A 12,802-nucleotide genomic window follows, 5' to 3' on the forward strand; every position below is an offset into this window, starting at 1 on the left:
GTAGAGAACAATTGCACGAAATGTACGCTGACTTCAAAGATAACAATATATAGAACGAATTTGACCTAGATTAACCCTTTTTATTTAGTGTTAATTCAAGTAGATTGTCAGCGCCGTCACAAATAGAGAAGTAACAATAATATGAGCGCATCACGTGGGGAGTTCAGCTCCCGCTTTGGATTTATTATGGCTGCAGCAGGCTCTGCTGTTGGCTTAGGAAATATTTGGGGTTTCCCAACGCAAACTGCAAGTAATGGCGGTGCCGCATTTTTAGTGGCTTATTTAATATTAGCATTTTGCCTTGCTTACCCTGCTTTAATGGCTGAGTTAGTGATTGGTCGTCATGGTCAAGCTAATGCCGTCACTTCACTTCGAAAAGTAACGAATCAAGCATGGCAAAAGAAGTTCGCCTTCATGGTGGGCTTTGGCGGTATTATTTGTGCCGGTCTCATCCTTAGCTTCTATGCTATCGTGGCAGGTTGGATGCTAAGTGCGACCCTAGAACCTGTTGCACAATTAGCGGGCCAAGATCACGCTGGCGCTTGGCTTAGTGAGCAATCACTATCAAGAAACCTAATATTTACTGCCGCATTTATTATTTTAACCGTTGCGATTATCTCTAAAGGCGTCGAAAACGGCATTGAAAAATGGTCTAAGCGCTTAATGCCTGCCCTGTTAGGTATTTTGTTTATGCTAATCATCTATGTAATGACTCAAGATGGCGCAATGGAAGGCTTAAAAGCGTATTTAGTGCCAGACTTTTCATCGATTTTAAACCCTGAGTTATTAGTGAATGCGTTAGGACAAGCATTTTTCTCATTATCGCTTGGTACTAGCGTAATGATCATCTACGGCTCATACATCAGCAAAAAAGAAAACCTAGTATCGTTAGGCGCTTATGTGACTTTAATCGATGTGTTTATTGCCTTTGTAGCCGGTTTACTTATTATCCCCGCAATGTATGTAGCACAGGCGCAGGGCGTTGAGATTTTCTCAGCAGAAGGTGCACTACTTTCTGAAGATACGCTTGTATTCCAAGTACTACCGGCACTTTTCACTAGTATGGGCAATGTGGGTATTTTTGTTGGTTTTGCTTTCTTTGCGTTAATGAGTATTGCAGCGTTAACCTCATCAATTTCGATGCTAGAAGCACCCGTTTCTTATGCTGTTGAGCGTTTTGCGCTAAAGCGTGTACAAGCAACTTGGATTATTGGCGGTATTATTGCCCTGATTAGTTTTACAATTGTCTTTAACTTAGGAACGCTATTTGGTTTTGTGATCACCTTAACCACTAAGATTGGACAACCTGTTCTTGGCTTAATGTGCTGTATTTTCGTTGGTTGGATTTGGCATCGCGCATCGTTACTAAAAGAAATTCAACAAGGATGCCCGGAAGCTGCCAATAGTTTCTTCTGGAAAGTATGGCCATGGTACATCAAGTTTATTTGCCCACTTGCCATCGCACTGGTATTTGCTAACTCACTGTTGAACTAATCAATGTTTATGTTTGAAGTGGCCATTAGGCTACTTCAAACACATATCTTGATGTGGAATACCATCTTCTAAGTAATCATCCCCCACATTCTCAAAACCAAATTGCTGATAAAACGCTGTTAAGTAACACTGAGCACCAATCATAATCGCTTTATCAGGCCAATGCTCTTTACATGTATCTATCGCGGTTTGCACCAGCTTGGTTGCGAGTCCTTCACCACGAAATTGCTCTGCAACCAGCACTCGACCAAATGCGCTAAATTGCTCATTCTTTTTATAACATCGTGCATAGGCTGCCACCTGCTGACCTTTAATCAAGAACACGTGTTGGGTCTGCGCATTGTTATCCACTTCGTCAATTTCTGGGTAAGGGCAAGTTTGCTCTACCACAAATACATCAACCCGCACTCGTAAAATGGCAAATAACTCATCTTTACTGAGTTCGTTATAACTTTTAATAGAAAACATAATGCTCCTTTATGAAGACAAAAAACCCAGCCGTAGCTGGGTTTTAACTCGCTATTCAGTCGTTAGTCTTTAAGCAAATAATCGTTCTAGCTGATCACACAGCTGCGATAGATTTACATGATCATGCTCAATCGTTAAATCGACATAACCATCCCCTCTAAAGGCACGATCAAGCTCGATGAGCACATGGGTTTTATGTGCTTCAGGCACAAACGACAACTCAATCTCTTGCAAGCCAAACAGGCTTCGGCTATTTGGACGATACTCTAGCTCTTGATAACAACCCGAATGTGACTGGAATGTCGGCGCTCTTAAGAAGCCTTTTTCAACATCCGCTTTGACTAAACTAAAGCCAAGTCTATCCATCGCTTCCATTAACGTGCTCACCGCATCATTAGGATAAATGTGAAGTGCATCACGATCAGTGGGATCAAGGGCTAAATCAATATCTAGGCCTGTTTCAAGCCACACATGTGATTGGTTATAACCAGCGTTAATTTCGGTGATCGGTGTTTCTGAATGCAGGCGTGCTTCAAATGGAATATGTTTTTCAGCACCTGCTGCTATCGTGCCGATATCTGTAATTCGCCACTTTTCAATCACATGGTTTGTAAAGTACTCACCATCTTCACCTTCGACTTTAACACGCGTCATCAGAGCTAAGTCTAAACCCGATATGTCTTGATCAACATCGCCGCCTTTAATAACAATAACGGCATTAAATTTTTGACCCGGTTGTAAATGCTCTGTCTCAAGTACAGTGTCAACTTTTGCTGCACCAATACCTACTGATGCAAGGATTTTCTTAAACATCTTTTCTCCTTAAGCCAGCTTCTAACCTATGGCTTAAATTCCTTTGTTAATGCATCTTAACCACAATTAAAAGCTAATGTCAGCGAAAAAATGATGCTTTTGGCGGATTAATCAATAAATCATGTATAAGTGCTTATTTTTTGAACTCTTACTGTCTGATATTGTTTTCCAACAACAAATATTTCGCTACACTTCTAACAAATGAAGTCAAAAGAAAAACTATGGAACTAATTTACTTTGCTACCGCGTTCGTTTGTGGCTTTGCTGTTTACCAGCTAAAGCTGCCTCCTCTTATCGGCTTTTTATTAGCGGGTTTTGCACTCAACCTATATGGATATAAGACAACCGAGCTGCTGAATACATTGGCAAGCTTGGGTGTTACTTTGTTATTGTTTAGCATCGGTCTTAAGCTCAAAGTATCAAACTTAATGAAACCACAAGTTTGGGCGCCCGCCTCAATGCATATTGTTTTAAGCAGTACGCTCTTCAGTGGTTTTATGTTGTTGCTAGGAGCCCTTGCCCTGCCTTTATTTAACGAACTTACTTGGCAAAGTGCATTGTTAGTCGGTTTTGCTTTTAGCTTCTCAAGCACCGTTTTTGCTGTAAAAGTACTTGAAGAACGCGGTGAAATGGCAAGCCTCCATGGTAAAATCGCCATTGGTATCTTAGTTATGCAAGATATCTTTGCCGTCATATTCTTAGCCATCAGTACTGGTAAGGCCCCGAACATTTGGGCTTTGGCATTATTGGTTGGTTTACCTATTTTACGCCCTGTGATGTTCTGGGTATTAAATCGCTCAAAACACGGTGAGTTATTGCCCCTGTTTGGCTTTTTCTTTGCGCTGATTATTGGTTATCAAGCCTTCGAGTTTGCAGGCCTTAAAGGTGATTTAGGTGCGTTGATCATCGGTATGATGTTCGCGTCTCATAAAAAAGCTGGCGAGCTATCAAAATCACTGCTTAATTTAAAAGACGTATTACTGGTTGGTTTTTTCTTAAATATTGGTTTGAATGCAGAGCTGACCAGCAACGCAGTGATTGTTGCACTCATCGTAATTTTAGTCTTGCCATTAAAAGTTGCACTTTATTATGTGCTGACAAACGCTTTCAAATTACGTGCCCGTACTTCACTATTAAGCGCGTTTAGCTTAGCTAATTACAGTGAATTTGGCTTGATTGTCTGCGCTGTTGCAGCCACTAGCAATCTAATCACGTCTGAATGGCTCGCCGTTATGGCTATCGCTGTGTCAATCACCTTTATACTCGCATCGCCTTTAAATAAACGCTCGAATGAAGTGTATGTAAAAATTGAACATTGGTTGCTTAAATTTGAAAGTAACAGCCGCCTTGCAGAAGAGCTGCCGGTAAATCTAAATGACACTAAAATCGTTATATTTGGAATGGGCCGCATTGGTACGGGTGCCTATGAAACAATCAGTCAAACACACCCAAATCTCGTTGCGGGCATTGATATCAAGCCTGATGTGGTTGAAAAACACATTAAACGTGGCCGCCGAGTGTTACTAGCCGATGCAACTGACCCAGACTTTTGGCAGCGAGTGAATCACTCCCATGTGGGTATGGTGATGCTTGCAATGCCAAAGCATATGCAAAATATATTTGCGTTGGAACAACTTCGAGCTTCAGGCTATCAAGGTCAGGTGACAGCCATTGCAAACTACCCAGATCAGCAAAAAGAACTAGAAGATATGGGGGTTGATTCCACATATAACTTCTATTTAGAAGCTGGTAGCGGCTTCGCTGAGCATGTAAAACAAAAACTTTTCTCTTAATGTAAAAAAATATTCTCGGTACCTTTTCATGGTACTGAGAATTATTTTCACTGTATTCAGTTAGTTGGCTAACTAGTTTTCTTAGCAAATCAAATCAGTCCCCCTATTGGGTCAAGCTTATTTACAAAGCTTTACATCCAGATTAGCAATCAGGCTAAAAAAAAGAGTAGAATTAATTTCAAGATGCTTAGCTAAGTATCTATTTTTAACACAAAAAAGTTTAACAGTGTTGTTGTACCGCTGTTTATTTCACAGCACTTGTTAGATGGATTGAGGTTGTTTAAATGAAAAATAAGTTTACCAACGAGTTTTTAGCAAACACGGATGATGCACGTACCGGGAAACTTTCAGATATTCAGCAGCAACTTGATGAGTTACAAAAGAATGGCATGACTGCAATGGATATCAGAACGGTGCTGTTCAACAAGATGCTCGATGTATATCAAGTACCAAGTGATCATTTTCTTCGTGACAGTGAAACACCTGAGCGAATTGACGACCCGACTATCGTCGTTAAGCTAAAACAGCTTGGCTTTACGAAAAAGCGTCGTTACCAACTACACTAAACTGCTGTAATCGATTTAGTGGTTGTAATTTAGAGGGCCTACATCCCTCACTAAATAGGCTGTTTCTTGCCCGTCACAGCCTATTTTCTCTCCCCTTTTTACCGTATTATCTGACTTTAAAATTTCTTTGAGATAAAGATGGATACAGCTCAACTCAAACGCGCCATAAATACCAAGATGCCATTTGGAAAATATGCTGGTCGCCCTTTATTGTTGCTCCCTGAACCGTATTTAGTGTGGTTTAAACAACAAGGATTTCCAGACTCTCAGTTAGGTGCACAACTGGCGATGATGTATGAAGTGAAGCTCAATGGCCTCGAAAAAATGCTAATGCCATTATTAGATGAAAAATAATTAAATATTTTTTCGAACTTTTATAAATAGCCGCGGTCTATTACTTTGCTACTTGTTTATTTTTGGTTTTAATCTTTAAAAAGCGCCCTAGGCGCTTTTTTTATGCCTGTAATTTAAAGCGAGTTACTTTTAAACAAATGAATCGTAAATTTAGCTCCACCTAATGGTGAATCACACACCTCAGACTGCCCTTGATGCCAACTAACAATTTTAGCGACAATGGCAAGCCCTAATCCAAAGCCGCCGGTTTTCTTATCACGACTTTTATCTAAACGAGTAAATGGCTTAAAAATACTTTGCCATTCAGATTTAGCGATCCCAGGACCATCGTCTTCAACACTTATTTGTATCGAATCCCCCAACTCTTCAAGGCTGACATGAATTTTATGATTTGCGTATTTTTGTGCATTACCTAATAGGTTTTGAATACAACGCGCCATAAAATGCTCGTCACACTCGTAGTAGAGCAGCTTAGGAGCACTCACTGCGACCTCTATATCAGTAGCAAACTCAAGCTTATTCACCACACTGTTAATAAGCGCTGTCAGGTCACAGGAACGGGGCTTTAAGCTTGGTTGGTGTGAATCAAGTCGCGCGTATTCAAGCATTTCTGACACCAGTGCTTCAAGCTCTGCAATATCTGCCTGCATGTTATCAATGTAAGTGTAGGATTTTTCATTCTCGATTTGCTCTTCAAGCATCGCAACAGCGAACTTTAACCGCGCAAGGGGGGTTCTAAATTCATGCGAAACGGAAGAAGTCAGCTCTTGCTGCGCTGCCAGAAGGTATTGAATGCGCTCTTGCATCGCGTTGAGTGTATCCGTAATCGGCAGAAAAAATGATTTAGAGGCATCGTGAAGTTCAAAGTCTTGTGCCCCTCCTACTGCCTCACAAGCAAGAGTAAGTTTATTAAAATCGCGCCACAGCAATAGGCTCCATAGCCCTATTGGCACGCCAATCACGGTCAATAATAAAAAGTAGGGCCAAACAGAGCTAAAATTAGGATTGGATACAGACAAAGGGCCTACATGTAAAAGCTGTGTGTCATTAAGGGCTATATACCAAACCACTTTTTGTTCTTGATTAAACAAATACAGGTAATGGTCATTGTTGAGCTGTTTTTTTAGGTCATCAGGGAGTGCTAGATCAGTGAGATTTATGACCTCACTTGCAAATTCTTGCTGAAGTTTTGCTAAGCCATTATCAGTTTGGCTTAATAACCAAAGGGATTTACCAAACTCTTGGTCAAGGGCAATTTGTTGTTGAGTTTCTTCGTAGGGCCATAACTGTTCTATGACCCCACTAACGAGAAACAGAGAAACTATTATATAAAGATATAAGCTAGCAAATAGTTTCCCCATTAATGATTACATATCCCATGCATCAGATACGAAGAGGTAACCTTGCCCCCAAACTGTTTTAATTCGGTATGGTTTATCACTATTATCACCTAGTTTCTTACGGATACGTTACACGCGTACGTCAACTGTACGGTCTAAACCATCATATTGACGACCAATCATATGTTGATGCACGTGTTCACGACTTAACACTTCACCTGCGTTTGACGCCAGTAACCAAAGCAACTCAAACTCATGAGATGTAAGTGTAATTTCATTGCCTTTAAGTGTAACAATGCGGCTGGTTTTATCAATGCTTAAATCACCAAAGCTCAGCTCTTCAGGTGCTTTAGTGCTAGCTTGTCCACGGCGTAACAGCGCATTAATGCGCGCTAATAAAACGCGTGGTTCAGCAGGCTTAATAACATAATCATCTGCGCCGAGTTCTAGGCCAATCACTTGGTCAAAGTCCTCACCTTTTGCAGTCAGCATTAAGATAGGTAAGCTAAATTTATCACGTACCTGGCGGCACACACTAAACCCGTCTTTACCCGGTAACATCACATCTAAAATCATTAAATCAACGGGGTTGTTTTCTAGGTATTCAAATACTTCGTCGCCGCGTTCAAGGACCGCAACATCCAACCCATTATGCTGAAGGTAATCACGTGTTAACTGCTGTAAGCCGAGATCATCTTCAACAAGTAAAATCTTTGCCATTGGTTGCTCCTGAATTAAAAAAAGCTCCACGGTGAGCGTAATCTACGCCTCGTTGTTTTTGCTTCGGTGCTTTGCACTTCGACTTTTGCGGTCGCTATTTTGCTCCCCGTGTGCGGATTGACTAAGGAGTATATTGTTTCAACCTGAACCCGCGCTTTATGGCTGTACAGCCCTTTTTTACTGTCGTTCCAGCATTGAATTTGCTGATTATTTTGAAACAGACACAGATCTTGAGGTTGTGCTGTTTGCCAGCTAACTTTTAACTCAAGATCACAAAATTCGTGCTGTTGTAATACAACACACACTTTTGGCGTGATATCAAACTGAGTCGCTTGCGCATGGCTTGGGGTAGCCCAAATAACAGCAGCAAACACACACAGACTAAAAACAAAATACTTCATATTAAAAAATATGATTGAATCCTATAAATGCAGTCATCGAGTACGTGTGTTCAAAAAGCGGACTGTCATCCACGGCTGAGTAGTCATAATATGCTAAATGAAAACGAAGAGAGTTGGCCTCACTCAGGGGCCAACGGGCGTCGATTTTAGCATAAGGTTGCCAGCTACTGCCAACATCTATTTCCCCATATGAGGACTCTTTAGCCGATAAACCATAAAAATAATCATTTAGTCTGGCTGATTTGTACCAAACGCCCAGGCTAGGTGCGACTGATAAATTCCCTATCCGGTGATGTGATTGCCATTGCAAGGCACTACGCAGACCTTTATAAACACCAGAGACATCAGCAAGTGCTTGTAAAGAAATCACATGATTACTGTGTATATAGTGATAACTAATACCGGCATCTAAGGCCCAACGTCTTTTTTTAATATCGTTCGTCGATACCGACTTTTCTGCCAGTTCATTACTGGTGGTCGATTCAACAATAAAGCTATTCGATGTTTGCAGTGCAAAAACATTGCTTGGATGAAAATCAATAAAGAAACGAGTCTCAGGGTTGAACTCAGTAACGAAATTAACAACATGAGTATCGCTTTCTTGGAATGAATAACCTAAACGGCCATTATCAAAGAACCATTTTTCACCATAAAAAGCGATTTCAGGCAACACGATTAAAGGTAAGTTATCACCACCATGAAGGGGATTCGTGATCACCCCTGCTCCGGTATTAATACTTAGGTGCCACTGCTGGGTATCAATCTGTTGATTTGCCACACGGCTTTCACGTTCAGTGCGCGTTGAATCATCAGCGCTTGCTTGACTCAATAGCATGCCAAACAAGGCATACACCACTGCGCACATCCTGATCGTTTGAGATTTCATTGTTATTGTACGACCAAAGAGATTTCTGCAATAAGAACATAATACCAAGATGTGAACAAACTGTCGTTGCAAGGTTACAACTATTCACAAATTTGATACATATATCGGTTAAGTTTGTTACTCTTCGACGATTTCGATGCGATTTCGGCCATGCTCTTTGGCTAAATAGAGCGCTTTATCAGCTTTTGCTATAAGTTGTTCTGGGTTACTATTTTTAGCTTTTATCGCAATACCAAAACTAGCGGTTACTTGGCTTAACACCTTGTTAGAGTTAGGGTCTTTGATTTGTAATTTGGTTACAGCTTGACGTAGTTGTTGAGTGAAGTTGGTCATATCACTGATGCTTGCAAACTGCGCGGTGAAGCAAAACTCTTCCCCCCCATAACGATAAGCTTGACCGACACTTGAGACATGCTTAAGGAGTTTTGCAGACACTGCACGCAAAACTTGGTCTCCTTTTTGATGGCCAAATGTATCGTTAAATTGTTTAAAATGATCGATATCAACCATAGTAAGGACAGCGACTTCTGCTAAGTCATTGGTTTGGCAAAACCGCGCGATATCTTCATCAAATTTACCGCGGTTATAAAGCCCAGTCAGAGGGTCTTTTTCTGCCTTACTTCGTGACCTAACAAGCTCTTGTTTTAGTTCTGTAATTTCAGAGTAAGCCATCGCAAGCTGATTTTGAAAATCTTGAGCTCGGCTTTGCAGTGCCGCTGATTCATCGCTTAAGCGTTCAACACAATCCAGCACATCATCAAAACCACTCTCTTGGCTGATGTCTGCTTTATTTAACGTTTCACGGCACTCTTGTAGAGCCAGATTAAATTCAGCGGAATAAGTCAATGCCTCATTGATGTCTTGGTGCACTTTGCCAACGACATTATTAAAACCAGTGGAGAGCTGATAAAACAGACTTAGATCGTCTTTAGAAAGGTATTTATTGAAGAGTCGCTTCGCTTGCTCATGATCACAGGTTTTATATTTTTTAATAATACTATCAAGTTCTTTGTTTAAATCTTGATTCTTTTCACTCACGTAGCAATACCAAAGCGCGTAATTGAGTGGCGTAATTGGCATTTTATATTTCACCATAAACGGGATAGCTAACTTCAAACAGTGGCTAGAGTAGCTTAAAGAATGGTCGGCTTGCGCTGTGAGTATCATGAGTCTACGCCATGAAAATTTTATTATTTTAAAATACGGTATCAACCCCTTTAAAAAAATCAATGAAAAAGGATTTTGCAAACGCAAAACCAGCAAAAACCACGAACTTTTTTTACAAAAACCAATACTAAATACCTAAGCATAATTAGGATATTTGTATCAATATAATATTGTTCACAATAAAGTAGTAGTTGCGAGAAAGTAAGTTAAATCGCTTGCTGAGTAAGCGATTGAGCAATACTCCAAATTGCATTGAGTGCGGGATCGTGGCGCTCTTTATTCAAAACAGCGAGGCCAATTTCAAAACCCGTAATTGTCTGCTCTGCATCACTCACTATTTGTACTTTATCTTTTAGCGGGCTGTTATCCAGTACAATTTTTGGCACCATGGCTATACCTAATCCCAAACTCACCATAGAAACCATGGCTTCATGGCCTGCAACCTGCGCGTAAATTCGACCGTGAATATTTTTTTTACGCCACCATTGCTCAAGCCGCTGCCTTGATAAACCTTGCTCTGCAACAATAAATTCTAAATCTGACCAATCAATTGGCTCACTTGCTGAAAGCTTATCGCTAATTGGACAAGCAATTTTGGGTGCAATCAAAACCAAAGGCGAATAGCCAATACTGGTGAACGCTATTTGCCCTGGCAACTTTGTTGGTTTAGCGGCAATCGCCATCGCTTCATGACCATCTAATACGCGGTTTATGGCAAGAGCGGGATCACCGGTATTGAGAGTAATCTCTATATATGGGTGCTGCATTCGCAGTTGCTCGAGTATTTGATGCAAAAAGCTATATGAGGCTGTCACGGAACAATAAATACTGACATTGCCATAAATATGTTGTTGTGGCTCTTGTACATTTGCTTTGAAACGATGCCAGTTAGCGAGCGTCGCATTGGCGTATTCAATAAATGACTCTCCCTCGCGGGTTAATTTAACCGTACGATTATCCCGATTGAACAATACCACCCCAACCTCTTCTTCGAGTTGTTTGATGTTACGGCTCAAGGTTGGCGCACTGATATGGCAAAGCTCACTCGCTCTGGCAAAGTGCAGCGTCTTAGCTAAAGCTAAAAAATAATTAAGATGTTTATGATCCATACGGTCACCATTTCATTTTATGAAATACTTTAATTCAAATATATCATTTTACGCAAGGTTAAAAATTGCATAGTGTTAACACATACAAAGAACACTACGTCGGTTCTTTGATTTTCTAACAAACTTGTATTTATAGGACACTAACAATGGCGAATTATTTTAATACTCTTCCTTTAAGAGAGCAGTTAGCGCAATTAGCGCAATGTGAATTCATGGACCCATCAGAATTTGCTGATGGCGTAGATGCTTTAAAAGGGAAAAAACTCGTTATTGTCGGTTGTGGCGCACAAGGCCTTAACCAAGGTTTAAATTTACGTGACTCGGGCTTAGATGTTTCTTACACATTACGTGAATCAGCGATTGCTGAGCGTCGTCAATCTTTCTTAAACGCATCTGAAAATGGTTTTACCGTAGGTACTTATGAAGAGCTTATCCCAACAGCAGATGTAGTATTAAACCTAACACCTGATAAACAACATACGGCTGTTGTTAATGCCATCATGCCGTTAATGAAACAAGGCGCAACACTTGCTTATTCACACGGTTTCAACATTGTTGAAGAAGGCATGCAAATCCGTGAAGACTTAACAGTGATCATGGTTGCACCTAAGTGCCCTGGTTCAGAAGTACGTGAAGAATACAAACGTGGCTTTGGTGTACCAACATTAATTGCAGTTCACCCAGAAAACGACCCTCAAGGTCATGGTTTAGCGCAAGCGAAAGCATATGCAGCAGGTACCGGAGGTCATCGTGCGGGTGTACTAAAATCATCATTTATTGCAGAAGTTAAGTCTGACTTAATGGGTGAGCAAACGATTCTATGTGGCATGTTACAAACAGGTTCACTACTTTGCTTCGATAAAATGGTCGAAAAAGGCATTGATGCAAGTTACGCATCAAAACTAATCCAATATGGTTGGGAAGTGATCACTGAAGCACTTAAGTATGGTGGTGTGACTAACATGCTTGACCGTTTATCAAACCCAGCAAAAGTGAAAGCATTTGAATTAAGTGAAGAGCTTAAAACAATAATGCGCCCACTTTATAACAAGCATATGGACGATATCATCAGCGGCGAATTCTCACGCGGTATGATGGCTGACTGGGCTGAAGATGACGCAAAATTACTAGCATGGCGCGCAGAAACAGCTGAAACTGCATTCGAAAAGCAACAAAATACTGACCAAGAAATCAGCGAGCAAGCATTCTTCGACCAAGGTATTTTAATGGTTGCCATGGTTAAAGCAGGTGTTGAACTTGCCTTCGAAACCATGACTGCAGCAGGTATCATCGCTGAATCTGCTTACTATGAATCACTACACGAAACGCCGCTTATCGCAAACACTATTGCGCGTAAGAAGCTTTTCGAAATGAACCGAACTATTTCAGATACTGCAGAGTATGGCTGTTACTTATACAACCACGCGTGTTTACCGCTTCTACAAGACTTTATGAAAGACATCGACACTGATGTGATTGGTAAAGGTCTTGATAGTGCTAGCAACCAAGTTGATAACCAAACCTTGATTGCCGTGAATAAAGCACTACGCGAGCACCCGGTTGAAATCATTGGTAGCAAGCTACGTGGTTACATGTCAGCAATGAAGAAAATTGTTTAACCCTGGAAAGTAAGTTTCGCTTGTTAGAAACCAAGCCCAATTGCTTATATGCTTTGGGCTTTTTTTTTGTCC

The 12,802-nt window shown here is 40.8% G+C and carries 12 protein-coding genes and 1 pseudogene; 5 read left to right on the top strand and 8 right to left on the bottom strand.

Features of this window, described 5'->3' with window-relative positions:
* The first annotated feature begins 141 nt into the window (after positions 1 to 141).
* Positions 142 to 1,494 carry a sodium-dependent transporter gene (locus C2M25_RS10635; RefSeq protein ID WP_105181081.1) on the top strand — a complete coding sequence of 451 codons (1,353 nt, stop codon included), beginning with the start codon at positions 142 to 144 and terminating at the stop codon, positions 1,492 to 1,494.
* A gap of 30 nt (positions 1,495 to 1,524) precedes the next feature.
* Here C2M25_RS10635 and C2M25_RS10640 read toward each other — a convergent pair whose 3' ends face one another.
* Together C2M25_RS10640 and C2M25_RS10645 are read right to left on the bottom strand one after the other, a co-directional pair.
* Positions 1,525 to 1,965 carry a GNAT family N-acetyltransferase gene (locus C2M25_RS10640; RefSeq protein WP_442793013.1) on the bottom strand — a complete coding sequence of 147 codons (441 nt, stop codon included), beginning with the start codon at positions 1,963 to 1,965 and terminating at the stop codon, positions 1,525 to 1,527.
* Between the two features lie 66 nt (positions 1,966 to 2,031).
* Positions 2,032 to 2,775 carry a sporulation protein gene (locus C2M25_RS10645; protein ID WP_054561870.1) on the bottom strand — a complete coding sequence of 248 codons (744 nt, stop codon included), beginning with the start codon at positions 2,773 to 2,775 and terminating at the stop codon, positions 2,032 to 2,034.
* Between the two features lie 221 nt (positions 2,776 to 2,996).
* Between C2M25_RS10645 and C2M25_RS10650 the strand changes: the two genes are divergently transcribed.
* From C2M25_RS10650 to C2M25_RS10660, 3 genes are all read left to right on the top strand, one after another.
* Positions 2,997 to 4,568: a cation:proton antiporter family protein gene (locus tag C2M25_RS10650; RefSeq protein WP_063700096.1), complete on the top strand. Its 1,572-nt coding sequence runs from the start codon at positions 2,997 to 2,999 to the stop codon at positions 4,566 to 4,568.
* Between the two features lie 284 nt (positions 4,569 to 4,852).
* Positions 4,853 to 5,134, top strand: coding sequence for a hypothetical protein (locus C2M25_RS10655; protein WP_063700098.1), 282 nt, complete (start codon positions 4,853 to 4,855; stop codon positions 5,132 to 5,134).
* Positions 5,135 to 5,272: 138 nt separating this feature from the next.
* Positions 5,273 to 5,488, top strand: a complete 216-nt coding sequence (locus tag C2M25_RS10660; protein WP_062564309.1) for a DUF3820 family protein — start codon at positions 5,273 to 5,275, stop codon at positions 5,486 to 5,488.
* Positions 5,489 to 5,601: 113 nt separating this feature from the next.
* On the opposite strand, the gene C2M25_RS10665 is transcribed toward C2M25_RS10660, so the two are convergent.
* The 6 genes and pseudogenes from C2M25_RS10665 to ilvY all read right to left on the bottom strand — a co-directional run bounded on the left by C2M25_RS10665 (position 5,602) and on the right by ilvY (position 11,111).
* Positions 5,602 to 6,849: an ATP-binding protein gene (locus tag C2M25_RS10665; protein ID WP_105181083.1), complete on the bottom strand. Its 1,248-nt coding sequence runs from the start codon at positions 6,847 to 6,849 to the stop codon at positions 5,602 to 5,604.
* Between the two features lie 6 nt (positions 6,850 to 6,855).
* A pseudogene (locus C2M25_RS10670) lies at positions 6,856 to 7,548 on the bottom strand (response regulator).
* A gap of 14 nt (positions 7,549 to 7,562) precedes the next feature.
* Positions 7,563 to 7,949: a DUF3019 domain-containing protein gene (locus C2M25_RS10675; protein ID WP_105181084.1), complete on the bottom strand. Its 387-nt coding sequence runs from the start codon at positions 7,947 to 7,949 to the stop codon at positions 7,563 to 7,565.
* Position 7,950: 1 nt separating this feature from the next.
* Positions 7,951 to 8,784, bottom strand: a complete 834-nt coding sequence (locus C2M25_RS10680; protein WP_082873970.1) for a MipA/OmpV family protein — start codon at positions 8,782 to 8,784, stop codon at positions 7,951 to 7,953.
* A gap of 168 nt (positions 8,785 to 8,952) precedes the next feature.
* A complete protein-coding gene (locus C2M25_RS10685; protein ID WP_105181085.1) occupies positions 8,953 to 10,002 on the bottom strand; it encodes a GGDEF domain-containing protein in 1,050 nt (349 codons plus the stop codon).
* Positions 10,003 to 10,208: 206 nt separating this feature from the next.
* Positions 10,209 to 11,111 carry an HTH-type transcriptional activator IlvY gene (gene ilvY / locus C2M25_RS10690; protein ID WP_105174629.1) on the bottom strand — a complete coding sequence of 301 codons (903 nt, stop codon included), beginning with the start codon at positions 11,109 to 11,111 and terminating at the stop codon, positions 10,209 to 10,211.
* Between the two features lie 146 nt (positions 11,112 to 11,257).
* On the opposite strand from ilvY, the gene ilvC reads away from it, so the two are divergent.
* Entirely contained in the window at positions 11,258 to 12,730 is a 1,473-nt protein-coding gene (gene ilvC / locus C2M25_RS10695; protein ID WP_063700109.1) for a ketol-acid reductoisomerase, read from the top strand.
* Positions 12,731 to 12,802: the final 72 nt, after the last annotated feature.

This window comes from Pseudoalteromonas sp. T1lg21, from assembly GCF_002964625.1.
Lineage (GTDB): Bacteria > Pseudomonadota > Gammaproteobacteria > Enterobacterales > Alteromonadaceae > Pseudoalteromonas > Pseudoalteromonas gelatinilytica.